Source organism: Lacisediminihabitans sp. H27-G8 (assembly GCF_046156175.1).
Classification (GTDB): Bacteria; Actinomycetota; Actinomycetes; order Actinomycetales; family Microbacteriaceae; genus Lacisediminihabitans.
Map to the genome: position 1 here is coordinate 221,519 of NZ_JAYLVL010000001.1, position 24,115 is coordinate 245,633.

Annotated in this window: 25 protein-coding genes; 2 read left to right on the top strand and 23 right to left on the bottom strand. The window is 67.1% G+C overall.

The genetic code is table 11. The annotated features are described in order from the left end of the window. Positions 1-10: 10 nt before the first annotated feature. The 12 genes from rpoZ to VLI63_RS01090 form a co-directional block, all read right to left on the bottom strand. Positions 11-277, bottom strand: a complete 267-nt coding sequence (gene rpoZ, locus VLI63_RS01035; RefSeq protein ID WP_185200659.1) for a DNA-directed RNA polymerase subunit omega — start codon at positions 275-277, stop codon at positions 11-13. After that, positions 270-1,193: a guanylate kinase gene (gmk, locus tag VLI63_RS01040; protein ID WP_409155047.1), complete on the bottom strand. Its 924-nt coding sequence runs from the start codon at positions 1,191-1,193 to the stop codon at positions 270-272. The genes rpoZ and gmk overlap by 8 nt, the downstream gene beginning before the upstream one ends. Further along, entirely contained in the window at positions 1,181-2,116 is a 936-nt protein-coding gene (gene pyrF, locus VLI63_RS01045; RefSeq protein ID WP_409155048.1) for an orotidine-5'-phosphate decarboxylase, read from the bottom strand. The genes gmk and pyrF overlap by 13 nt, the downstream gene beginning before the upstream one ends. Next, a complete protein-coding gene (gene carB, locus VLI63_RS01050) occupies positions 2,076-5,393 on the bottom strand; it encodes a carbamoyl-phosphate synthase large subunit (RefSeq protein ID WP_409155049.1) in 3,318 nt (1,105 codons plus the stop codon). The genes pyrF and carB overlap by 41 nt, the downstream gene beginning before the upstream one ends. Beyond that, positions 5,393-6,565 (bottom strand): glutamine-hydrolyzing carbamoyl-phosphate synthase small subunit, encoded by a 1,173-nt coding sequence (carA, locus tag VLI63_RS01055; RefSeq protein ID WP_409155050.1) that lies wholly within the window; start codon positions 6,563-6,565, stop codon positions 5,393-5,395. The genes carB and carA overlap by 1 nt, the downstream gene beginning before the upstream one ends. Beyond that, on the bottom strand, positions 6,562-7,077 hold the full coding sequence (locus VLI63_RS01060) for a hypothetical protein (protein ID WP_409155051.1): 516 nt from the start codon (positions 7,075-7,077) through the stop codon (positions 6,562-6,564). The genes carA and VLI63_RS01060 overlap by 4 nt, the downstream gene beginning before the upstream one ends. Further along, entirely contained in the window at positions 7,070-8,419 is a 1,350-nt protein-coding gene (locus VLI63_RS01065) for a dihydroorotase (RefSeq protein WP_409155052.1), read from the bottom strand. The genes VLI63_RS01060 and VLI63_RS01065 overlap by 8 nt, the downstream gene beginning before the upstream one ends. Next, positions 8,416-9,366 carry an aspartate carbamoyltransferase catalytic subunit gene (locus VLI63_RS01070; RefSeq protein WP_409155053.1) on the bottom strand — a complete coding sequence of 317 codons (951 nt, stop codon included), beginning with the start codon at positions 9,364-9,366 and terminating at the stop codon, positions 8,416-8,418. Before VLI63_RS01070 ends, VLI63_RS01065 begins: the two co-directional genes overlap by 4 nt. Continuing rightward, positions 9,363-9,902 (bottom strand): bifunctional pyr operon transcriptional regulator/uracil phosphoribosyltransferase PyrR, encoded by a 540-nt coding sequence (gene pyrR / locus VLI63_RS01075; RefSeq protein ID WP_409155054.1) that lies wholly within the window; start codon positions 9,900-9,902, stop codon positions 9,363-9,365. The genes VLI63_RS01070 and pyrR overlap by 4 nt, the downstream gene beginning before the upstream one ends. 132 nt (positions 9,903-10,034) lie before the next feature. Next, positions 10,035-10,448: a transcription antitermination factor NusB gene (gene nusB / locus VLI63_RS01080; protein ID WP_185200667.1), complete on the bottom strand. Its 414-nt coding sequence runs from the start codon at positions 10,446-10,448 to the stop codon at positions 10,035-10,037. Further along, a complete protein-coding gene (gene efp / locus VLI63_RS01085; RefSeq protein ID WP_185200668.1) occupies positions 10,448-11,008 on the bottom strand; it encodes an elongation factor P in 561 nt (186 codons plus the stop codon). The genes nusB and efp overlap by 1 nt, the downstream gene beginning before the upstream one ends. Positions 11,009-11,085: 77 nt before the next feature. Beyond that, a complete protein-coding gene (locus VLI63_RS01090; RefSeq protein ID WP_354575405.1) occupies positions 11,086-11,526 on the bottom strand; it encodes a type II 3-dehydroquinate dehydratase in 441 nt (146 codons plus the stop codon). Positions 11,527-11,707: 181 nt separating this feature from the next. On the opposite strand from VLI63_RS01090, the gene VLI63_RS01095 reads away from it, so the two are divergent. After that, positions 11,708-12,016 (top strand): hypothetical protein, encoded by a 309-nt coding sequence (locus VLI63_RS01095; RefSeq protein WP_409155055.1) that lies wholly within the window; start codon positions 11,708-11,710, stop codon positions 12,014-12,016. A gap of 115 nt (positions 12,017-12,131) precedes the next feature. Here the strand turns inward: VLI63_RS01095 and aroB are convergent, their stop codons facing one another. The 11 genes from aroB to VLI63_RS01150 form a co-directional block, all read right to left on the bottom strand. Continuing rightward, entirely contained in the window at positions 12,132-13,208 is a 1,077-nt protein-coding gene (aroB, locus tag VLI63_RS01100) for a 3-dehydroquinate synthase (protein WP_409155056.1), read from the bottom strand. Beyond that, entirely contained in the window at positions 13,205-13,711 is a 507-nt protein-coding gene (locus VLI63_RS01105) for a shikimate kinase (protein WP_409155057.1), read from the bottom strand. Before VLI63_RS01105 ends, aroB begins: the two co-directional genes overlap by 4 nt. 38 nt (positions 13,712-13,749) lie before the next feature. Next, positions 13,750-14,964, bottom strand: coding sequence for a chorismate synthase (gene aroC / locus VLI63_RS01110; RefSeq protein ID WP_409155058.1), 1,215 nt, complete (start codon positions 14,962-14,964; stop codon positions 13,750-13,752). Positions 14,965-14,999: 35 nt separating this feature from the next. Continuing rightward, positions 15,000-15,836 (bottom strand): shikimate dehydrogenase, encoded by an 837-nt coding sequence (locus VLI63_RS01115; protein ID WP_409155059.1) that lies wholly within the window; start codon positions 15,834-15,836, stop codon positions 15,000-15,002. After that, complete coding sequence (gene mltG / locus VLI63_RS01120) at positions 15,833-17,110, bottom strand: endolytic transglycosylase MltG (RefSeq protein ID WP_409155060.1); 1,278 nt, start codon at positions 17,108-17,110, stop codon at positions 15,833-15,835. Before mltG ends, VLI63_RS01115 begins: the two co-directional genes overlap by 4 nt. A gap of 2 nt (positions 17,111-17,112) precedes the next feature. Continuing rightward, complete coding sequence (gene ruvX / locus VLI63_RS01125) at positions 17,113-17,574, bottom strand: Holliday junction resolvase RuvX (RefSeq protein ID WP_409155061.1); 462 nt, start codon at positions 17,572-17,574, stop codon at positions 17,113-17,115. Positions 17,575-17,576: 2 nt separating this feature from the next. Next, complete coding sequence (alaS, locus tag VLI63_RS01130) at positions 17,577-20,231, bottom strand: alanine--tRNA ligase (protein WP_409155062.1); 2,655 nt, start codon at positions 20,229-20,231, stop codon at positions 17,577-17,579. Positions 20,232-20,291: 60 nt separating this feature from the next. Beyond that, positions 20,292-20,513 (bottom strand): hypothetical protein, encoded by a 222-nt coding sequence (locus tag VLI63_RS01135; protein WP_409155063.1) that lies wholly within the window; start codon positions 20,511-20,513, stop codon positions 20,292-20,294. 58 nt (positions 20,514-20,571) lie between these two features. Further along, positions 20,572-20,937: a DUF948 domain-containing protein gene (locus VLI63_RS01140; RefSeq protein WP_409155064.1), complete on the bottom strand. Its 366-nt coding sequence runs from the start codon at positions 20,935-20,937 to the stop codon at positions 20,572-20,574. A gap of 106 nt (positions 20,938-21,043) precedes the next feature. Further along, positions 21,044-21,673: a 30S ribosomal protein S4 gene (gene rpsD, locus VLI63_RS01145; protein ID WP_185200678.1), complete on the bottom strand. Its 630-nt coding sequence runs from the start codon at positions 21,671-21,673 to the stop codon at positions 21,044-21,046. 163 nt (positions 21,674-21,836) lie between these two features. Further along, positions 21,837-23,171, bottom strand: a complete 1,335-nt coding sequence (locus VLI63_RS01150) for a replication-associated recombination protein A (protein WP_409155065.1) — start codon at positions 23,169-23,171, stop codon at positions 21,837-21,839. Between the two features lie 117 nt (positions 23,172-23,288). Here VLI63_RS01150 and VLI63_RS01155 point away from each other — a divergent pair, with 117 nt between their 5' ends. Continuing rightward, positions 23,289-24,089: a peptidylprolyl isomerase gene (locus VLI63_RS01155; protein WP_409155066.1), complete on the top strand. Its 801-nt coding sequence runs from the start codon at positions 23,289-23,291 to the stop codon at positions 24,087-24,089. Positions 24,090-24,115: the final 26 nt, after the last annotated feature.

The following is a 24,115-nucleotide window of genomic DNA, read 5'->3' on the forward strand; positions in this document are numbered from 1 at the left end:
ACTGCGGAAGTTACTCGACGGGCTCGGCGAGGGCCTTGACGACGAGCTTGTCCTCGTTGATCTCGTGCATCGCGACGGAGAGCGGCTTGTCGTCGATGGTGGAGTCGACCAGCGGCCCGACGTTGTCGAAGAGGCTGCCTTCGTGAAGGTCGGCGTAGTAGTCGTTGATCTGGCGAGCACGCTTGGAAGCGAAGATCACCAGTGCATACTTCGAGTCGACCTTCGACAGCAGTTCGTCGATCGGCGGATCGATGATGCCTTTGGCGCGTTCAACCATGCGTAAAACTCCTGTTGTTTTTGGGGATTGCCATCAAGTCTACGACTTCGCGGGCTGCGGCGCTCACTTCGGAGTTGACGACGCGGTGATCGAACTCGTCCTGGGCGGCCAATTCCACCTTCGCGGTCTCGAGTCGCCGCTGCTGTTCCGCCGAGTCCTCGGTGCCCCGACCGATGAGACGACGCACGAGTTCATCCCAGGTGGGAGGGAGGAGGAAGACGAGCACCGCCTCTGGCATGACCTCTCGAACGGACCGCGCCCCCTGCAGGTCGATCTCGAGCAGCACGCTCTTTCCCGCGGCGAGGGCTTCGTCGATCGGCGCCCGGGGGGTTCCGTAGCGGAACGCGTTGTGCACGGTCGCCGTCTCGAGCATCTGGCCGGTGTCGATGAGCCGGTCGAAGTCGGCATCGCTCACGAAGTAGTAGTTGACACCATGCACCTCGCCCGCGCGCGGCGCGCGCGTGGTCGCGGAGACCGAGAGGTGCACATCCGGGTAGTTCTCCCTGATGTACGTGGAGACGGTGCCCTTGCCCACGGCTGTCGGTCCGGCGAGAACCACGAGACGAGCGAGATCCGGGCCGTCCCGGTGCTCGCGATGGGCCAGCCATTCCACGAGTTTGCGGCGCTGGCGCACACCGAGACCGCCGACCCGCTTGGACTCGGCGATGCCGAGCTGGTCCATCGCCTTCGCGGCGCGGGTCGGGCCGAGAGTTGGGATACTGGTGAGCAGTTCACGCACGCGGAGGCTCGCCTCCGCGGTGGCCGAGGGGTCTGCCCAGGCGGCTTCGACGACATCCACCGCACTGCGCACCCGGTCGTGGACGGCGAGCTTGACGGATGCCCGGGCGCGGCGGGCGGCGACGGCCGCGTGGGCCGCTGCGACCCGATCGACCTCTGGCGGGGCTACGCGCGGCACTCGAACACCTCCGCGGCCTGCACCCGGATCGCTTCGGCGATGCCATCGGGACCGGCTTCGAGGATGCTGCGGGAGGCGCTCACGATCGTGACCGGTGCGGCGGCACCGTACAGCCGGGCGAGATCGCCGAACTTCGCACCCTGGTGACCGAAGCCCGGTGCGAGCACCGGGGATGAGGGCACGGCGGCGATGGAGTCCAGGTCGAGATCGAACTCGGTGAAGTCGACGGTGGCACCGAGCACGAGGCCGATCGAACCGACCCCTCGCACCGGCGCGTCAACCACGGTCGTGCCCGTTCCCCCTGAAGAATTCCACTCGCCCACCCCAGTGACGATACTGGACGCGACCGTCTGACCGGCATGGGATCCGGAAGAAATCCGGGCGGTCTGCAGGGAATGCGCCTCGGGATTGGAGGTCGCGGCGAGCACGAACACTCCCTTTCCGCGCTTCACCGCGAGGGACATCGGGGCCTCGATCGAGCCGAGCCCCATGTAGGCGGTCAGGGTGAGGGCATCCACCTCGAGTGGGCTCCCCTCCGAGAACCAGGCCTGGCCGTAGGCCTCGACGCTGGTGCCGAGATCACCGCGTTTCGCATCCGCGATCACCAGGAGGCCCGCCTCGCGGGCAGATTGGAGAATGCTCTCCAGCGCCGCGAATCCCACCGACCCGTGCCTCTCGAAGAACGCGACCTGGGGCTTGATGATGCCAACAGTGCCGGCAGCGGCCTCGACCACGCGCAGTCCGAATCGGCGGAGGCCGGCGGCGTCGTCCCCGAGTCCCCACCGTTCCAGCAGGTACGGATGCGGATCGATCCCCACGCACAGCTGTCCGTAGCGATCGAAGGCGTCGACCAGCCGGTCGCCGAAGGACGCTGTCGGCAGATCAGACAAGGGCGGCCAGCCGCTCTGCCCGTTCGCTCGCATAGTCCTGAAGGGACTTGACGTCGAACCCGTCGCGGATCGACTCGATCGACGCGACCGCCGCGCCGAGCTGGGCGATCGTCGTGAAGAGCGGAAGGTCCGCGGCAACGGCGGCCGCACGAATCTCGTAGCCGTCGACCCGGGCACTCCGGCCGCTGGGCGTGTTGATCACGATGTCCACCTGCGAGCGGTTGATCAGGTCGACGATCGAGGGTTCCCCCTCGACCGACACATCGCCCTGGTCGTATTTGCGAACGACCCCGGCGGTGATGCCGTTGCGCGCCAGGATCTCCGCCGTGCCGATCGTCGCCAGGATGGTGAAACCGAGCTGCTGGAGTCGCAGCACGGGCAGGATGATCGCGCGCTTGTCACGATCCGCCACCGAGACGAAGACGCTCCCGCTGGTCGGGAGCCCGCCATAGGCCGCCTCCTGGCTCTTCGCGAAGGCCTTGGGGAAGTTCGAGTCGATGCCCATGACCTCTCCGGTGGACCGCATCTCCGGGCCGAGGACCGAGTCGACGATGAGTCCCTCCGCTGTGCGGAACCGCTTGAACGGAAGCACGGCTTCCTTCACCGCCACCGGCGAGTCCATCGGAACGACCGAGCCGTCGGCCGCGGGAAGCATGCCCGATTCGACCAGAGAGCGGATGCTCTGCCCCACCATGATCAGCGAGGCCGCCTTCGCGATCGGCAGGCCGAGCGCCTTCGCGACGAAGGGAACCGTGCGGCTGGCCCGCGGGTTCGCCTCGAGCACGTAGAGCACTCCGGCACCGATCGCGAACTGCACGTTGATGAGCCCGCGCACCCCGATGCCCCGGGCGATGGCATGGGTCGCCTCGACGACCCGCTCGATCTGGTCGCGCCCGAGGGTGACCGGCGGCAGCGTGCAACTCGAGTCCCCCGAGTGGATGCCGGCCTCCTCGATGTGCTCCATCACGCCGCCGACGTACAGTTGCTCACCGTCGTAGAGGGCATCGATGTCGATCTCCACGGCGTCGTCGAGGAACCTGTCCACCAGCAGCGGATGGTCCGGGCCGACGATGCCCTGTCCGGCGACCCGTTCGAAATAGTCGGCGAGCGAGGGGCTGTCGTAGACGATCTCCATTCCGCGACCGCCGAGCACATAAGAGGGCCGCACGAGCACCGGATAGCCGATCTCCTCGGCGACGGCCACTGCGCCGCGGTAGTCGTAGGCCGTGCCGTTCCGGGGAGAGACGAGCCCCGCGGCATCCAGGATGCCCTGGAACAGTCCGCGTTCCTCGGCGAGGTCGATGGCTTCCGGGGTGGTTCCGAGGATCGTCACTCCATTGGCCTTCAGTCCCTTGGCGAGGCCGAGTGCGGTCTGGCCGCCGAGCTGTACGACGACCCCGACGAGTTCGCCGCTCTGGCTCTCGGCGTGGATCACTTCGAGCACGTCCTCGAGGGTGAGCGGTTCGAAGTAGAGCCGGTCACTGGTGTCGTAGTCGGTCGAGACCGTCTCCGGGTTGCAGTTGATCATGATCGTCTCGTAGCCGGCATCGGACAGCGCGAAGGAGGCGTGCACGCAGGAGTAGTCGAACTCGACGCCCTGGCCGATGCGGTTCGGGCCGGATCCGAGGATGACGACCTTGCGGCGTCCGCTCGGCCGAACCTCGGTCTCCTGGTCGTAGCTCGAGTAGTGGTACGGGGTGAGGGCGGGGAATTCGCCGGCGCAGGTGTCCACGGTCTTGAAGACGGGGCGGACCCCGAAGGCGTGGCGGATGGTGCGCACCTCGTCCTCGGTCATCCCGCGCAGTGCGGCGATCTGGATGTCGCTGAAACCGTGGTCCTTCGCGAGGCGGAAGAGCGACGCATCCAGAGCCCGGAAGGAGCCGATCTCGCCCGCAATTTCAATCGCCACCTCATTGATGAGCACGATCTGGTCGATGAACCAGGGGTCGATCTTGGTCGACTCGAAGACCTCCTCGATCGTCGCTCCGGCCCGCAGAGCCTGCTGAACCGTGACGATCCGACCGTCGGTCGGCACTGCCGCGATCGCCAGGAGGGCATCCTTGTCGCCGGGCTCGCCGTCCCAGTGGAAGCTGCCCCCGCTCTTCTCGAGCGAACGGAGGGCCTTCTGCAAAGCGGTCGAGTAGTTGCGCCCGATGGCCATGGCCTCACCGACGGACTTCATGGTGGTGGTGAGAGTCGCATCCGCGGCGGGGAACTTCTCGAACGCGAATCGCGGCACCTTGACGACCACGTAGTCGAGGGTCGGCTCGAAGGAGGCCGGGGTCACCTTCGTGATGTCGTTGGGGATCTCGTCGAGGCGGTAGCCGATGGCGAGCTTGGCCGCGATCTTCGCGATCGGGAATCCGGTGGCCTTCGAGGCGAGCGCGCTCGAACGGGAGACCCGAGGGTTCATCTCGATCACGATGACACGCCCGTTGGCCGGGTCGATGGCGAACTGGATGTTGCATCCGCCGGTGTCGACGCCGACGGCCCGGATGATGTCGATGCCGATGTCGCGCAGATTCTGGTACTCGCGGTCGGTGAGGGTGAGAGCCGGAGCCACGGTGATCGAGTCGCCGGTGTGCACACCGACCGGGTCGACGTTCTCGATCGAACACACCACTACCGTGTTGTCGGCGGTGTCCCGCATCAACTCGAGCTCGTATTCCTTCCAGCCGAGGATCGACTCCTCGAGCAGCACCTCGGTCGTCGGGCTCTGGTGCAGGCCGTCGCCGACGATGCGCACGAGTTCGGCCTCGGTGTAGGCGAACCCGGAGCCGAGACCGCCCATCGTGAAGGACGGCCGCACGACGAGCGGATAGCCGAGGTCCTTCGCGAACTCGATGGCCTCATCGACCGTGTGCGCGATGTGCGAGCGCGCGACGTCGGCGCCACACTCCAGCACCAGCTGCTTGAAGATCTGGCGGTCCTCGCCCTTGTTGATGGCCTCGAAGTTCGCGCCGATCAACTCGACGTCGTACTTCTCGAGGATGCCGTGATGGTGCAGGTCGATGGCCGCATTGAGCGCGGTCTGGCCGCCCAGGGTCGGCAGGATCGCATCCGGACGCTCCTTGGCGATGATCGTCTCGATGACCTGCCAGGTGATGGGCTCGACGTAGGTCGCATCGGCGAAGTCGGGGTCGGTCATGATCGTGGCGGGGTTGGAGTTGATCAGGATGACCCGCACCCCCTCCTCGCGCAGAACACGGCAGGCCTGGGTGCCGGAGTAGTCGAACTCGCAGGCCTGGCCGATCACGATCGGGCCGGAGCCGATCACGAGCACCGAATTGATGTCGTCGCGCTTGGGCATTAGTTGCTCTCCGTCTGGTCGGTGGCGGGGCTGGAGGTCTCGTGCAGGTGGTCGACCACGAGATCGCGGAACCGGTCGAAGAGGTAGTTGGCGTCGTGCGGACCGGCCGCGGCCTCGGGGTGGTATTGCACCGAGAAGGCGGGGATGTCGAGGGCGTTGAGTCCCTCCACCACGTTGTCGTTGAGGTTGACGTGACTCACCTCGACCCGTCCGAATCCGGCGGGAGACTCGAAGGCTCCGGTGAGGGGGGCATCGACCGCGAATCCGTGGTTGTGCGAGGTGATCTCCACCCGACCGGTGGCACGGTCGACCACCGGTTGATTGATGCCGCGGTGACCGAACGGCAGCTTGTAGGTGCCGAGCCCGAGGGCACGACCGAGCAGCTGGTTGCCGAAGCAGATGCCGAAGAACGGCAGTCCCTCGCGCAGCACGGCCTGCAGCAGCGCGACATGGCTTTCGGATGCGGCGGGGTCGCCCGGTCCGTTGGAATAGAAGACGGCGTTGGGTTCGAGGGCGAGGAGCTCGTCGATCGTCACGTCCTGGGGAAGCACATGCACCTCGAGACCGCGGGCGGAGAGGTATCCCAGCGTCGCGTTCTTCACTCCGAGGTCGAGCACCGCGACCGATCCGATCCGCTCCCCCTCGGCGGGGATCGTGACCCGCTCGGTCACCGAGACCTGGGCGGAGAGGTTGAGGCCGGACATCTCGGCTCCCCCGCGCACGATCGCCAGCTGCTCGTCGGGATCGAGGGCGGCATCCGCTCCCGAGAAGATGCCGGAGCGCATGGCTCCGGAGTCGCGCAGGTGCAGGGTCGCGGCGCGGGTATCGATTCCGCTGATGCCGACGATCCCCTCGGAGACGAGCTGGTCGTCGAGGCTTCCGTCGGCGCGGTAGTTGGAGACGACGCGGGAGGGGTCCCGGACGGCGAACCCGGCCACCCAGATGCGACGCGATTCCGGATCCTCGTCATTCACCCCGGTGTTGCCGATGTGGGGGGCCGTCATGAGCACGATCTGCCCGGCGTAGGAGGGATCGGTGATCGTCTCCTGGTAGCCGGTCATGCCCGTGGCGAAGACCGCTTCGCCCAGGGTGGTGCCGTGGGCGCCATAGGCGTGCCCGCTATAGCGGGTGCCATCTTCGAGAACGAGTACTGCGGGGTCGAAACGCTTCACGTGGCGTCGCCTTCCAGGGGAACGGGAGTGGGGAGTAGGGGGGTGACGACGTCGATGAGCGCGGCGGCATCCGCCGGATCGGTGAGTCGGAGGTAGCTGTCAACCGGGGTCGCGCCGAGCGTCCAGGCGAGTCGCACGAGTCCGCCCTTCTCGACGACACGGTCGATCGTGTAGGTGGCGCGGTCGATGCCGCGCAGGGCGGCCCTGGCCATGAAGGTCTCGGCTGTGCCGGTACGGGAGAGGATGATTCCCGAATCGGTCACCGTCACCGTGGAACGCGCGCGGAATCCGAGGCCAGCGACGGCGACCCGGTTGAGTTCGTCGTCGGCCATGGTCGTGGCGACGTAGAACGCCTCGGCGGTGAACAGTTCGGTGCCGGGATCGGCGGGAACGGCATCCGGTCGGGGCAGATGGGCTTGCCGCTTCTGGCGGCCTCGCCACCCGATCACCATGCCAGCGAGTGCCAGCACGATGACGGCGATCACGATAGCCGTGGAGGTCGTCCTATCCATTGCGGGCTCCCGCCTGGTCGAACGCGCGGGCCGCCGCCGCGACCGCCTCTGCCTCGACCAGTTCGCCGTCGAGCACTGTGGCGTAGCCGCGGTGAACCGTGGTCACGACCCGTCCGGGAAGGGTCGTCGAGAGGTAGGGCGAGTTGAGCCCCTTGCCCCGGAGCTGCGTGGTCTCGAAGACGCGGCTCACGCTCGGATCGTAAAGGGTGAAGGATGCCGGGGCGCCCACCGCGATTCCCCGCTCGTAACCCTCGAGCTGCCCGATCGCCGCCGGCGTGCGGGAGAACACCCTGGCGACATCGGCCCAGTCCAGCAGCCCGGTATCGACGACGGAGGCCTGCACCACACTGAGGGCGGACTCGAGTCCCACCATCCCGAAGGCGGCTGCCTCCCACTCGCAGTCCTTCGCCTCGACCGGGTGCGGCGCGTGGTCGGTCGCGACGATGTCGATGGTGCCGTCGGCGAGCCCCTCGCGCACGGCGCGCACATCCTCGTCCCGGCGCAGCGGGGGGTTCACCTTGTAGCGCGAGTCGTAGCTCGCCACCAGTTGCTCGGTGAGCAGCAGGTGATGCGGTGTGACCTCGGCTGTCACGTCGATGCCCCGCGCCTTCGCCCAGCGCACGACCTCGACCGATCCCGCGGTGGACAGGTGGCACACGTGCAGACGAGCACCCACGTGCTGGGCGAGGAGCACATCGCGGGCGATGATCGCCTCCTCGGCCACGGCCGGCCAGCCGGCCAGCCCCAGTTCGCCGGAGAGCGTGCCCTCGTTCATCTGGGCTCCCTCGGTGAGGCGGGGCTCCTGGGCGTGCTGGGCGATCACTCCCCCGAAGGTCTTCACGTATTCGAGCGCGCGCCGCATCAGCAGCGGGTCGGAGACGCACTTGCCATCGTCGGAGAACACCCGTACGCGGGCGCGGCTGTTCGCCATCGCCCCGATCTCGCTGAGCTGTTGGCCTTCGAGGCCGCGGGTGACGGCACCGATCGGGCGCACCGTCACGTAGCCGTGGCGGTCACCGAGGGACATCACCTGCTCGACGACACCGGCGGTATCGGCGACCGGTGAGGTGTTCGCCATCGCATGAACTGCCGTGAATCCGCCGATCGCGGCAGCGCGCGAGCCGCTCAGCACGGTCTCGCTCTGCTCGAACCCGGGCTCGCGCAAGTGGGTGTGCAGGTCGACGAGGCCGGGGAGGGCGATCAGGCCGGCTCCGTCGATGAGGCGATCCGCCGAGGCGAAGATCGCCCGGCCGAGCTCGGCGATGTGCCCGTCGCGAACCAGGATGTCGGTGCTCGTGCCGTCTACGAGAGTCGCCGCCCTCACCAGGATGGTCTCGGTCATTGCTTTCCTCCCTCGCCGGACAGCGTGAGATAGAGCACGGCCATCCGGATCGACACCCCGTTGGCGACCTGTTCGAGCACGGTGGAGCGCGGCGAGTCGGCGGCGCCCGCCGAGATCTCCAGCCCTCGATTCATCGGTCCGGGATGCATCACCATCGTATCGGCGGCCAGCATGGCGAGCCGCGCGTCGTCGAGGCCCCAGATGCGCGAATACTCCCGCGCACTCGGGAAGTAGGCGGCGTTCATCCGCTCGCCCTGGATGCGCAGCATCATCACCACGTCGGGCCGCGATCGGAGAGCGAGGTCGAGGTCGTAGAGCACGGCGACCGGCCAGTTCTCGACCCCGATCGGCAGCAGGGTGGCTGGCGCGACGAAGGTGACGCTCGCCCCGAGGGCGGTCAGCAGCCAGGCATTCGAGCGCGCGACCCGCGAGTGGAGGATGTCGCCGACGATCGTCACGGTGACCCCGTCGAGATCGCGCCCCCGCGATCCGGTGCCGTGGAGTCGGCGGCGGATCGTGAACGCGTCGAGCAGCGCCTGGGTCGGATGCTCGTGGGTGCCGTCGCCGGCGTTGATCACCGGGGCGTCGATCCAGCCGGAGTCCGCCAGCACCCGCGGGGCCCCGGAAGACCCGTGGCGGATGACGACGGCATCCGCTCCGATCGCGGCGAGAGTCTGCGCGGTGTCCTTGAGGCTCTCCCCCTTCGACACGCTCGATCCCTTTGCGCTGAAGTTGATCACGTCGGCGGAGAGTCGCTTGGCCGCCGCTTCGAACGAGATCCGCGTGCGCGTGGAGTCCTCGAAGAACAGGTTCACCACCGTCTTGCCGCGAAGGGCAGGCAGCTTGCGAACCTCACGGTCCGCGACCTCCGCCATGTCCTCTGCAACGTCGAGGATGGTGATCGCCTCCTCGCGGGACAGGTCGCGCGTGCTCAGCAGATGCCTCATGCGATGGCCTCTTCGATGGAGACGAACTCGTCACCGTCGATCTCCTGCAGATGCACGTTGATGCGCTCATTCTGGGAGGACGGCAGGTTCTTGCCCACGAAATCGGGGCGGATCGGCAGCTCGCGATGACCGCGGTCGATGAGCGTGGCGAGCCTCACGATCGCCGGCCTGCCGATGCCGCCGAGGGCATCGAGTGCGGCACGGATCGTGCGACCGGAATAGAGCACATCGTCGATGAGAACCACCGTCGTCCCGTCGATCCCGCCGGCGGGCACCTGGGTGGGCGAGGGAACACGGGTGGGGTTTCGACCGAGATCGTCGCGGAACATGGTGACATCGAGCGCCCCGGTCGGCACCGGCGTGCCGGAGATGTCGGCGAGCAGCTGGCCGATGCGGGTGGCGAGCACCACTCCACGCGTGGGGATGCCAAGGATGACGAGGTTGTCCGGTCCCCGGTTGGACTCGAGGATCTCGTGGGAGATCCGAGTCAACGCCCGGGTGATGTCAGCGTGCTGCAGCACTGTGCGTGCGGGCAATCCGACCTCCTTCCCCGCCTCTCTGGACGGAATTTAAGGATGGCTATTGGTGACGACTATACCGCGCGCCGCGATCGTCGGCGAAACCGTGGAGTCGCACCAGGCGCGGGCACGGCGCGATTCAGGGGCGGTTCAGGCGCGGGTTTGGGCAATGCGACCCAGCAGGCCGTTCACAAAGCCGGCGGAGTCCTCGGTGCTGAGGGACTTCGCCGCCTCGACGGCCTCGGAGATCGCCACGCTGTCGGGGATCTCGTCGTTGAAGAGCAGCTCCCAGATGCCGATGCGCACGATCGCGCGGTCGGTGACGGGCATCCGGTTGATGGTCCAGCCCTGCGCGTAGGTCTCGATGAGCTCGTCGATCTCGTCGCCGTGCTCGCCGATCCCCTCGACGATGGTGCGGGCGTAGACCCAGGAGTTCCAGCGGTCGGGTTCGCTCTTCGCCCGGTCCGCCTCGAGAGCGATCGCCGCGTTCAGTGAGATCTCGCGGAGGTCTGCGCCGTACAACAGGTCGATCGCGCGCTTTCGCGCCTTGGTTCGGGCTCCCACTAGTTGACGCGACCGAGGTAGCTGCCGTCGCGGGTGTCGACCTTGACCTTCGTGCCCTGCTCGAGGAACAGCGGAACCTGGATCTGGTATCCGGTCTCGACGGTCGCCGGCTTCGTGCCGCCGGTGGAACGGTCGCCCTGAAGGCCGGGCTCCGTGTAGGTGATCTCGAGAGTGACGGATGCCGGCAGCTCGACGTAGAGCGGGTCGCCGTTGTGCAGCGCGATGGTCACGTTCTGGTTCTCGAGCATGAAGTTGGCAGCATCCCCCACCTGCGGAGCGGTGAGGGTGATCTGGTCGTAGTTGCCGACATCCATGAAGACGTAGTTCTCGCCGTCGGCGTAGAGGTACTGGAACTCCGAGCGGTCGACCGTCTCGGTCTCGATCTTCGCTCCCGCGTTGAACGTTCGATCGACGACCTTGCCGCTCATGACGTTCTTCACCTTGGTGCGCACGAAGGCGCCGCCCTTGCCCGGCTTCACGTGCTGGAAGTCGATAACGGTCCAGAGCTGGCCGTCCATGTTGAGAACGACGCCGTTCCTGATGTCAGCGGTTGAGGCCATGACTGTAAATCCGTTCGATCTGGAGATGAGAATATTCAGCGCTCGCGCGCGGGGAAACCAGCTAGTGAGTCTACCGTCTAGCCGAGTTTGCGGTTGATCGCGTCGAGAGCGAGCAGGTAGGAGTCGAATCCGAATCCGGCGATCACCCCCGTCGCGACCCCCGAGATCACGCTGGTGTGGCGGAATTCCTCACGGGCATGGGGGTTGGAGAGGTGTACCTCCACGAGGATCAGGCCGGCCTTGGTCACCAGTGCAGCGGCATCTCGCAGCGCGTAGGAATAGTGCGTGAAGGCGGCCGGATTGAGGATGACCGGGCTCGCCGTGTCCACGGCCTCGTACAGCCAGCCGATCAGTTCGGCCTCGTCGTTGGTCTGCCGCAGGTCGATCGCGTGGCCGGGAGGAGCCTCCCGATCGAGCGCGATTCGCAGGTCCTCGAGGGTTCCGCTGCCGTAGACATCCGGTTCGCGGCTACCGAGACGGCCGAGGTTCGGGCCGTTGAGAACGAGGATGCTGACCATGGCGTCGAGCCTAGCGGTCACGGTCTGGTGCCCGTGGCTGGCTCAGGTGTCGCGCGGGCGAAGCCAGTGAGGCTCCCACAGCGGAGATTCCCCCGTGGACGCGGCGGGTCGGGAGCATGCCGCGGCGTGTCCTCCCCGGCATCCGCCGGTGGACCGGCGCCCCGCAGGCCAGAATGAGGCCATGGGATTTGAACCAGATGGATTCTCGACTTCTTTCGGAGTTCTCTCCGGGCTCGTCGTCGGGGTGGTGATCGTCGGTTTCGTGGTCATCATCGCCCTGACCATCCGCAATGCGGCTCGCGTGCGCAATTCGGGGCACGATCCGCTGAGCCTGCAGACCGACCTGGCCGTGAAGCTGCTCGACAGTGAGGCGCTCACACCGGCGAAATCGCTCGAGAGTCGCCTGCTCGAACTGGATGCGCTGCTCACGAAAGGCGCGATCACCTCGGACGAGCACGCCGCGGCCCGCGCACGGTTGCTCGGCGGCTGAGCGTTCGACCCCGTTCCGGGTCATCGCGCCCACTCCGGGCGGGCGTGCCGGCCCAGAGTGTCCGAACTCGCCCGTTTTGCGGGTGACCACGCAGCCGGGCTGCACCCGAGCCGAGCTACGAGCCGATCTCCTGGTAGGCCGCGAAGAGCAGGCTCTCGTCGGGACCGGTGAGTACCGTCGGCTTGGCGACGTCATCGAGCACGATGAACCGCAACAGCGAGCCACGAGCCTTCTTGTCGCGTTTCATCACGGAGAGCAGCGTCTGCCAGCGTCCCGCGGAGTACGAGATCGGCAGCTGGAGGGACGTGAGGATGCTGCGGTGCCGGTCGACGACGGCATCCGGCAGTCGTCCGGTGAGCCGGGCCAGCTCAGCGGCGTAGACCATGCCGATGGCGACCGCCGCACCGTGCCGCCACTGGAACCGCTCCGCGTACTCGACGGCATGCCCGAGGGTGTGGCCGTAGTTGAGGATCTCGCGCAGTCCGTTCTCTTTGAAGTCCTGCCCCACCACTCGCGCCTTGAGTCCGATCGACAGCTCCACCATGCGACGGAACTCATCGGAGGCGGAGTTCGTGGCGACATCCACGTCTCGTTCGATGATGTCGAGAATCTCCGGCTCACCGATGAAGCCGCATTTGACCACCTCGCCGAACCCGGCGAGGATCTCCATCTGGCTGAGTCCCTGGAGGGTGTCGAGGTCGACGACGACTCCGGCCGGGGCGTGGAACGCCCCCACGAGGTTCTTCCCCTCGTTGGTGTTGATCCCGGTCTTGCCGCCGATGGAGGCATCCACCATCCCGAGCAGTGTCGTCGGCACATTGATCAGGCGGATGCCGCGCAGCCAGGTGGCCGCCACGAAACCCGCGAGGTCGGTGACCGCTCCCCCGCCGAAACCGATCACGACGTCGGTGCGGGTGAAGTCGGACTGGCCCATCACCTGCCAGCAGAATGCGGCGACCTCCACGCGCTTTCCGGTCTCGGCATCCGGAATCTCGGCGAGGAGCACCTCGAAGTCCGCGCTCAGCGTCTCCCGCAGGCGCTCGGCCCGCGCGCCGAGGGTGGCCGGATGCACGATCAGCACCTTCCGCGCGTCCGGACCGATCAGGGCCGGGAGGGAGGAGAGGATGTCGCGACCGACGGTGACCTCATAGGAGTCGACCCCGGGGACGGTGATGGTGGTGGTGGAGCTCATGGTGCCTTCTCTTCTGCGACGTCGGTGGGGGTCTCCTCAGAGATCCAGGTGGCGATCTCGGCCGCGATGTGGTCGATCGGGCGCTCCGAGGTGTCCCAGGTGCGGGTGGCGAGGCGTTCGTAGATCTCGCGCCGGGAAGCGACGAGCTCAGACCAGGTGTCGATTCCGCTGATCAGCGGACGACCGGTGCCGAGGATGCGCGCCGCGACCGCATCGGGACTCACCGTGATGAGCGCGACGCGGTGGGCGAGCAGATCGCGCTGGGTCACCGGGTCGATGATCGCCCCACCGCCGAGCGCGACCACCGCGCGTTCCCCCAAGGCCTTCGTCACCTCTGCGCGCTCGAGGGCCCGGTAGTGCTTCTCGCCGTGTTCGCTGAAAATCTGGGCGATCGGGCCGTTACCCGCCACGATGCGACGGTCGGTGTCGACGAAGGGCGCCCCGAGGATGCGCGCGATCCGCTTGCCGAGCCGCGTCTTACCCGCGGCCGGCGGCCCGATCAAGACGAGATAGGGTCGGCCCGGTTCGGGAGTCCGGTTGATCACGAGCCGAGGAGGAGGTTCGACTCCGGAGTCGTCGAGAGATTGGCCGGGATCGCCGCCAGGTAGCCGTCCCTGTTGCGTTTCGTCTCGGCCACGGAGTCGCCGCCGAACTTCTCGAGCACAGCGTTGGCGAGCACCAGCGCGACCATCGCCTCGGCGACGACGCCGGCGGCCGGAACCGCGCAGACGTCCGAACGCTGGTGATGTGCCTCCCCGGCGGCCGAGGTGGCGACGTCGACGGTTCGAAGAGCGTGCGGCACCGTCGAGATCGGCTTCATGGCCGCTCGAACCCGCAACACCGTTCCCGTGCTCATGCCCCCTTCGGTGCCGCCGGCGCGGTCAGTGGAGCGACTGATGCCGTCCGCGGTCTGGAAGAGCTCGTCATGCGCCTCTGAGCCGCGTCGCGCGGCCGTGAGGAAGCCGTCGCCCAGTTCGACGCCCTTGATCGCCTGGATGCCCATGAGAGCGGCCGCGAGCTGGGAGTCGAGTCGTCGGTCCCAGTGCGTGTAGGAACCAAGGCCCGGCGGCAGGCCGTAGGCCAGTACCTCGACAACGCCGCCGAGAGTGTCGCCGTCTTCGTGCGCGGCGTCGACCTCAGCCACCATCCGCACGGAGGTCTCCGGGTCGAAGCAGCGCAGCGGATCCGCGTCGAGAGCCGCGACATCGGCGAATCCGGGAAGGGCGGAGCCTTCCGGAACGCGCGTCGCGCCGATCGAGAGGGTGTGGGAGACGAGTCGGATCCCGAGCTCGCCCAGGAAGGACCTGGCCACCGCACCGAGCGCGACCCGTGCCGCGGTCTCGCGTGCACTCGCCCGTTCGAGCACGTTCCGCGACTCGTCGAAACCGTACTTCTGCATGCCGACCAGGTCGGCGTGTCCGGGCCTCGGACGGGTGAGCGGCGCCCCGCGGCCCTTCGGCAGCGAATCGAGGTCCACCGGCTCTGCGCTCATCACATCGACCCAGCGCGGCCATTCCGTGTTGCCGATCCGCAGAGCGACGGGGCTGCCCATCGAGAGTCCGAAGCGGATGCCGCCACTGATCGTGAGCGCATCCTGTTCGAACTTCTGTCGGGCGCCTCGGCCATAGCCGAGCGTGCGACGGTGCAGATCCTCCTGGATCGCCGCCATCGAGACCGGCACTCCCGCCGGCAGGCCCTCGAGGATCGCGATCAATTCGGGACCGTGCGATTCCCCTGCGGTCAACCATCGAAGCATAGGAGAATCCTCCCACAGGCGCGGCCGAGTCCCGGTCAGACGCCGACTGCCTCGCGCATCGCCGCAAGCACCGCTGCCTCTCGGGGCAGGATGTGGTCGGGCCGCCCGCCGACGAAGATGCGCACCTGAAGCAGTGCCTGGTTGATGAGCATCTCGATCCCGGGGATCACCCGTCCGCCCGCCTCGAGCCAGCTCGCGGCGAGAGCCGAGGGCCACGGGTCGTAAGCCACGTCGAAGAGCACCGAGGATGCCCGAACGGTGCTGTCGAAGCGATAGTCGTGATGCGCGCCGCCGGGCAGTGTGCTGATCACGGCATCCGGCAGTATGCCGTCATCGACGCCGTCGGGACGGGCGGCGTGCACATCGATACCGAGCTCCTCACCGAGGTCGAACAGCGCGATGAGCTTCGGTGCCGAGCGGGCGGAGACGACGACCCGTCGCGCGCCGAGCTGGGCCACGGCGACGAGGGCGGATGCCGCGGTCGCGCCGGCCCCGAGTATCCGCACGCTGGTGAGGCGCTCAACGCCGGCATCCCGAAAGGCCTCGAGGATGCCGAAGACGTCCGTGTTGAATCCGTGGAGGGAATGACCGTGCACAACCTCGCGGAACAGCACGGTGTTCGCTCCCCCGGTGAGTTCGGCGAAACTGTCGGCATCGGTAAGCAGGGGCATCACGTCGCGTTTGAGTGGCATGGTCAGGGACAGCCCGCGCCAGTCGGCCCCGCAGGCTCCGATGAAGGCGGAGAGCCCGGCGGATGTCACCTCGATGGCCTCATACTCCCAGTCGAGCCCGAGCACCGCATAGGCGGCCCGATGCAGGGCCGGCGACCGGGAATGCGAGATCGGGGATCCCAGCACAGCGAGTCTCGTCAATCGCAGCCCCCTGGATTCGCCTTCAACCAGGCACCGAGCTGCGCGTTCGCGGCCTGGTGCTGGGCGAAGGTGTCGGAGAAAGCGGTCTCTCCGGTCGAGCAGTTGACCACCACGAAGTACAACCAGCTTCCCGGCGTGGGATGCAGGGTCGCGTCGATCGCCTTGTCGCCGGGGTTGGAGATCGGGCCGACCGGCAGACCGGGATTGGCGTAGGTGTTGTAGGGATTGCTCTTGTCGGCGCGCTGGGCGGCAGTGGTCTCGATGCTGGACGACCCGGCCCCGTAGGCCACGGTGGCGTCCGACTGCAGGTTCATCCCCTTGGCGATGCGGTTGTCCCACACCTGCGCCACCTTCGGGAAGTCGGCGACCGGTCCGCCCTCCTTCTGGGTGAGAGCCGCGAGGGTGAGCACGCGATGTCGGTCCGCCGGGGCCACGCCAGCGGCATCCAATCGCTTGAACATCTCCGTCACGAAGACCTGCAGGATCTGGTGCGCCGTCTGGCCGGGCTCCAGGATGTAGGTCGCCGGAAAGAGGTAGCCCTCGAGGCTCGGAGCCGCGGCGGGAAGACCGAAGGACTTGTAGTCAGCGGCAGCGGCCTCCAGCTGCGCCTGGGTGACTCCCGTGCTCTCGCTGAGATTCGCGAGCCGCGCGATGACGCCCTTCACCGTGACGCCCTCGGGAAACGAGACGCGGGTGGAGACCTTATTGGCCGGATCCACGAGTGCCGCGAGTGCCGCCTTTGCGCTCATGTGACTCTTCAGCTGGTAGCTGCCGGGGATGAAAGTCACCGGGGGCTGCTGCACGAGCAGCAGTTTGTAGAACGCGGTCGAGGTCTTCGTGATCCCCTTCGCGGCGAGAGTCTTCGCGACATCCCCGCCGATCTGCCCGTTCTCGATCGTCACGACGACCTTGCCGGTGCCACCACCGGTGTAGTCGATGGGCGGTTCGATCCCGAGCACCTTCTGGATCTGCGGCTGGAAGTTCACCCAGACGGCGGTAGACACGACCCCGAGCACCACAACGATCGAGAGCAGGACCCAGAGCCAGGCGAGGCTGCGTCGGGGCTTCTTGCGCGGTGCGAGACCGTAGTCGTCGACCCGCGCTTGTCGCGAGGAGCGGTCGCGGCGTGCAGCGGGTTGCCGCTGGTCACCGCCGCGCGGCGCTGCCTGTTCGCGGGCCTCCCGACGGCTCCGCGGAGCGGCGGGGGGGACCTCGGCTCCGGTCGGCGAGGGTTGCGACGAGAAGATCTCGTCCCAGCTTGGCTCATCGGCCACGGTTACCGTCCTTCGTGCGGGACGACGACCACACCCGGCAGGCGTCCGCCGGTGCGCTCGGCGTCGAGGGCATGTTGCAAAATTATCACGGCGGCAACCTGGTCGATCACGGGCCGTGAGGTGCGGGAGTTGCGCCCGGATGCCCGCAGCGCGCGCGTCGCCGACACCGTCGAGAGCCGCTCGTCGACCATCCGTACCGGGATGTCGCCGGCCGCGGCCACACGCTGGGCGAAGTCACGGGCATCCTGGGTCGAAGCCGAGTCGCCGCCCGAGAGAGCGAGGGGCAATCCGATCACGATCTCCACCACGGATCGTTCGCTCGCCTCGACCATGATGGCCGCGATGTCACCGTCGCCGCGCGGCACCGTGCTCACCGGGGTGGCGATCATCCCGTTCGGGTCGCTCGATGCGACACCGATGCGCACTTTCCCCACGTCGATGCCGAGACGAACGCCCGTTCGCACCGCTACCTCGGAAGTCCGGCCGCGATGGCGTCGAGGGCGGTCGCGATCTCGGCGAGGTTCGAGCCGCCGCCCTGGGCCAGATCGTCCTTGCCGCCGCCGCCACCACCGAGGATGCCCGCGGCTGTCTTCGCGAGCGCGCCGGCCTTCGCGCCGAGGGCACGTGCCGCCTCGTTCGTCGCGACGATCACCGCTGGCTTGCCCGCGACATCTGCCGCGAGTGCCACGACGGCTGCGTCGCTCCCGAGTCGACTGCGCACCGTGGTGACCAGCAGACGGAGATCGTCGGACGATGTCAGGGCACCGACGTCCGTGATCACGGCGGTCACGGCACCCACTCGGCTCGCCGTGGCGAGCAGTGCGGGCACACGCTCGGTGAGGGCCGCCTGCTCGAACTCGGCGATGCGCTTCTCCGCGCTCTTCAGGCTCGCGAGCAACTCCGAGATGCGGGTCGACACCTGGTCACGCGGCGTCTTGAGGGTAGAAGTCAGCTCATTGACAATCGCGCGCTCGGTTGCGAGATCACGGAATGCCTCGCGACCGACCAGGGACTCGATGCGGCGATTGCTCGACCCGACGGAGGCTTCGCTGATCACGTTGATCAGGCCGATCTCCGCGCTCCGAGCCACGTGAGTGCCGGCGCACAGCTCGAGCGACCAAGGGCCGCCGATCTCGACGACCCGCACCTCCTCGCCGTACTTCTCGCCGAACAGGGCCATGGCACCGAGCGCACGCGCCTCGTCGAGGGGCAGGATCCGGGTCGTCACCTCGAGGTTCTGTCGCACGGCATTGTTGGCGATGTCTTCGATCTCGGTGCGGGTCTCGAGCGAGAGCGGCTTACTCCAGTTGAAGTCGAGACGCATGTACCCCGCGCGGTTGTCGGATCCGGCCTGGTGGGCATCCGGGCCGAGCACCTCCCGCAGGGCAGCGTGGATCAGATGGGTCGCGGAGTGCGCCTGGGTCGCGCCGCGTCGATAATCGCGATCGACGACGCTCGTCGCCGCCTCCCCCACGCCGACCTCACCGCTGCGCACCTGCACCCGGTGACTGACGAGTCCCTTGACCGGCCGCTGCACATCGAGCACTTCGAGATCGAAACCGGTGCCGACGATGCTTCCGGCATCCGCTTCCTGGCCACCGGACTCCGGGTAGAGCGAGGTCTCGGCGAGGATCACCTCGGCGATGTCGCCGGCGACGGCTTTCGGCACCGACACTCCGTCGACGATGAGGCCGAGGATGGTGCTGTCCGTGTCGAGGTGGTCATAGCCGGTGAAGATGGTCTCTCCCTGCGCGCGGAACGCGCTGTACACCGAGAGGTCGGCCAGCAGTGTCTTTTTCGCCTTGGCATCCGCCTTTGCCATGGTGCGCTGCTCGAGCATGAGGGCGTCGAAGGCGTCGCGGTCGACGCTGAGGCCCGCCTCCTCCGCCATCTCGAGGGTGAGGTCGATCGGGAATCCGAAGGTGTCGTGCAACAGGAACGCGGTGTCACCGGCGAGCTGCTTCGATCCGGCCCCCTGCGTCTTCGTCACCGCGAGGTCGAGGATGCTCGTGCCGCTCGCCAGCGTGCGGAGGAAGGTCTCCTCCTCGGCCGTCGCGAGGTTGCGGATGCGGTCGTAATCGGTCTCGACCTCCGGGTAAGCCGCCTTCATCGCATCCTTCGAGGCCGAGAAGAGCTCGGTGAAGGTCGGCGCATCCACGCCGAGCAGACGCATCGACCGCACGGTGCGGCGGAGGAGACGGCGCAGGATGTACCCGCGCCCCTCGTTCGACGGCGTGATGCCGTCGGACATGAGCATGAGCGCGGACCGCACATGGTCGGCGACGATGCGCATGCGCACGTCGTCGTCGTGCACCGCACCGTAGCGACGCCCGGAGAGGGTCGCGGCGAGGTCGAGGACCGGGCGCACCTGGTCGATCTCGTACATGTTCTCGACGCCTTGCTTGAGGAAGGCGACACGCTCGAGGCCCATGCCGGTGTCGATGTTCTTCTTGGGCAGGTCGCCGAGGATCTCGAAGTTCTTGCCAGAGCCTGGTCCGCGCAGGTACTGCATGAAGACCAGGTTCCAGATCTCGACGTAGCGGTCGTCATCCGTCGCCGGCCCCCCGTCGATGCCGTACGCGGGCCCGCGGTCGAAGAAGATCTCGGAGCATGGCCCTGCCGGGCCGGGCTGGCCGGTCGACCAGTAGTTCGTGTCCATGTCGAGCCGCTGGATGCGCTCCTCCGGCAGCCCGGCGATCTTCTTCCAGAGGCCGAATGCCTCGTCGTCGTCCTTGTAGACCGTGACCCAGAGGTCCTTCTCCTGGAACCCGTAGCCGCCATCCGCTTCGGAGCTCGTCAGCAGGTCCCAGGCGTAGGTGATCGCCTGTTCCTTGAAGTAGTCGCCGAAGGAGAAGTTGCCGTTCATCTGGAAGAAGGTGCCGTGCCTGGGCGTCTTGCCCACTTCCTCGATGTCGAGGGTTCGAATGCACTTCTGCACACTCGTGGCGCGGGGATATGGCGGGGGCACCAGTCCGGTGAGGTACGGCACGAACGGCACCATCCCGGCCACCGTGAACAGCAGCGTGGGGTCGTCACTGACGAGGGAGGCGGAGGGGACCACGGTGTGGCCACGCTCGGCGAAGAAGTCGAGCCAACGGCCCCGGATGTCAGCGGTCTGCATGGTGTCCTGAAGTCAGGGCGTGCCCGTCCGGGCCGCCGAGGGTGGTGAGAGAGGTCTGGTTCAGCGGGCGGTGAATTCGGAGAACGCGTCGCCGGCATCGCCGACGGCCGCCCGAAGCTCGGCTTCGCGTTCCTTGTAGCCGTCCACGACGGCGTTCGAGAATTCGTGAGCGCGACTGTCGACGTCTTCGAAGAACCGCTTTCCCTCGGGGGTCTTGTTGATCTGGTGGGCGGCGACGAATCCCAGCCCGACGCCGACGATGAGCCAGAGGATGTTCTTCATGGGTGCTCCCTAGATGAATTGCGGATGCTTCGGGCGCTGCGGATGGATCAGGTCAAGTTTACTTCGCGCGCGATTTCGGCTTCAGTGCACCGAGCGCAACCTTCACCGCTGCCGAGAATCCCGCGAGCTTGATGAGCGGTCCGCCGACCGTCGCCGCCGTCAGGGCGATGAGCGAGGTGATGTTACCGGTGGCCTCCGCGACTCCCTTGGTGATGGTGTCGACCCTGGCGAGTTGCTTATTGGTCTCGGAGATCGTCGTGGTGGCCTCCTCGAGAATCGGGGTGACATTGGTTCCGAGATCACGGATTGCCGTTCCGGCCTCGTCGAAGACGCGGCCGAGCTTCACCAGCGGAATTGCCATGATGCCGACGAGCACCGCGAAGACTCCCGCGGCAATCAGTCCGGCGATATCGCCACCACTCATGGGGTGCACCAATCAGTTGTTTAACGAAGGAGGAGCGGACCATCCGAAGATGATCCGCTCCCACAATACCGGTGGTCGAGTAGGGCGCTCAGCGCCCGTATCGAGACTAGCGAGCCGCGTAGTACTCCACGACGAGCTGAACTTCACAGGTCACGGGAACCTCGGCACGCTTCGGGCGACGCACGAGGCGGGCCTGCAGCTTGTCGATCTCGACCTCGAGGTACGGCGGCGTCTTCGGAAGCACGTCGACGTGACCGCCGGCAGCGGCGACCTGGAACGGCTCCATGCCCTCGCTCTTGGCGTGCACGTGGATGAGCTGTCCCGGCTTGACTCGGAACGACGGACGGTCGACACGCTGGCCGTCGACCAGGATGTGGCGGTGAACGATCATCTGGCGGGCCTGGGCCGTGGTGCGAGCGATGGCGGCACGCACGATGAGGGCGTCGAGACGCATCTCGAGCTGCTCGACCAGGTTCTCACCGGTCAGGCCCGCGGCGCGACGAGCTTCTTCGAACTGGATCTTGAGCTGAGCCTCACGGATGCCGTACTGGGCACGCAGGCGCTGCTTCTCGCGAAGACGAACGGCGTAGTCGCTGTCGGTCTTGCGCTTGGTGCGGCCGTGCTCCCCCGGAGGGTACGGGCGCTTCTCGAGGTACTTGGCGGCCTTCGGCGTGAGCGGGATGCCCAACGCACGCGACAGGCGCGTCTTGCTACGGGTACGTGACTGGGTAGACACGGATTCCTTTCGATTCTCTTCGCCCCATCGATGCGGAACTGCGCCGACAAGGCCCGTGCGTGAGCGCGGACAGATTGGGAAGAGGGTGTGACCCGAGAAATCTCCTCAGGGCCACAGAGAATCCTAACAGAAGACCTGCCGGCCGAGTGGATCCGCGGTCCCGTCACTCCCCGCGGATGATCCGGCGCAGCTTCTCGAGCCGCGCCTTAACTTCCCTCTCGTTGCCGTGCTCGGTGGGGGTGTAGTAGCGGGTGTCACGCAGTTCGTCCGGGAGGTACTGCTGCTGCACGACCCCCAACTCCGAGTCGTGGGAGTATTTGTAGCCCTTGCCGTGCCCGAGCTTCTTCGCCCCGGCGTAATGCGCGTCCCGCAGGTGCTTGGGCACCCGACCGATCTTGCCGGCGCGCACATCGGCGATCGCCGCATCCAGAGCCATGTAGGAGGCGTTGGACTTGGGCGCCGTCGCGAGATAGACGACGGCTTCGGCCAAGGGGATCCGCCCCTCTGGCATGCCGACGTACTGCACCGCGTCGGCAGCCGCCACCGCGATGAGGAGGGCTTGCGGGTCGGCGATCCCGATGTCTTCCGCAGCGCTGATCATCACTCGGCGCGAGATGAACCGCGGATCCTCCCCTGCTTCGATCATTCTGGCGAGATAGTGCAGCGCCGCATCCACATCGGAACCCCGGATCGACTTGATGAAGGCGCTGATCACGTCGTAGTGCTCGTCGCCGTTGCGGTCGTACCGCAGCAGCGCCCGGTCGACGGCCATCGCCACGATGTCTGCGGTCACGACCGGCTTCTCGTCGTCCACGGTGGTCGACGATGCCGACAGCGCTGCGGCCTCGAGGGCCGTGAGGGCGCGCCGGGCATCTCCGGACGCGAGGCGGATGATGAGGGCTCGCGCCTCGTCCTCGAGCACGACCTTGTCGGCGAGCCCGCGCGGATCCACCACGGCGCGGTCCACGAGGGTGGCGAGGTCTTCATCGCTCAGTACCTCGAGGGTCAGCAGCAGCGAACGCGACAGGAGCGGGGAGATCACCGAGAAGGAGGGATTCTCGGTGGTGGCCGCCACCAGGATGACCCATCCGTTTTCCACGCCCGGCAACAGGGCATCCTGTTGCGCCTTGGTGAAACGGTGGATCTCGTCGAGGAAGAGCACTGTCGACACGCCGTACAGGTCGCGTGACGACATGGCCTGCTCCATGACCTCTCGCACATCCTTCACGCCGGCGTTGACGGCCGAGAGCTCCACGAACTTGCGACCGGACGAGTGCGCGATGGCCTGGGCGAGGGTCGTCTTCCCGGTTCCGGGTGGCCCCCAGAGGATGACAGAGGTCGCGCCCTGCTCCCCCGTCTTGTCCGAGGCGAGGCTGACGAGAGGCGAGCCTGGCGTGAGCAGATGGCGCTGGCCCGCGACTTCGTCGAGGCTGCGCGGACGCATCCGCACGGCGAGAGGGGTCGCGCCGGCGCGCAGTCCGATCCGGGCATCCACCATGAAGGCAATGGTAGTTCGCGCCGCCGACCATGATCGGTCGCGGCTGGGCACGCGTCGGCTACAGTGCAGGAGGACATTCCCTGCCGCGACTGCGGCACCGAGCTCGAAGGACCAGCCGTGGCCGCAAGCAAGAACGCCGAGCGGGACGCGCGCGAGGCCCGCGAACGTCTCCGCCGCTACAACGCCCGGCAGTCCGTGCACAGTCTCCAGGTCTCCCGGCGCCGGCGCGACAACGTCGTCGCCATCGTCGGCGTCGTCGTGATCGCAGCCCTCGCCACGCTCACCCAGGTCTTCTACTTCACCGCCGGCCCCGGGATGCCCACGCCGACCGCCTCGGCATCGCCGTCGAGCAGCCCGGCCGCGGGAAAGAACGTTGGCGATGTTCCGGCCAAGACGATCGCGGAGAATCGCACCTGGAAGGGTGACATCAGCCTCAATGATGTGAAGCTGGGAATCTCGCTCGACGGCGCGAAGGCCCCGCAGGCGACTTCGGTCTTCATCGACCTCGCGAAGAAGAACTTCTATACGACGACCGGGGCGTCCTGCCATCGCCTCACGAACGGTGATTCGTTCAAACTCATCCAGTGCGGTTCTGTCGATGGCAAGGGCGCCGGCGATGTGGGCTTCAGCTTCGGACCGCTCGAGAACGTGCCCACCGACGGCGTGTATCCCGCAGGAACCATCGCGATGGCCCGCGGGGACTCCGCCTACTCGCAGAGCAGCCAATTCTTCATCACCTATGCCGACACGAATTTGCCCACCACCACCGGAGGCTACACCATATTCGGAAAGGTCACGAGCGGCCTTCCCGACTTCGTGAGCCGGATCGCCGATGCCGGTGTCACCCCCTCTGCGAGCGGCGCTTCTGATGGCGCTCCCGTCGTTCCGACGAAGATCACGCAACTGACCGTGCAATAGGCTGGTGGTCGGCCATTCCACAGCAT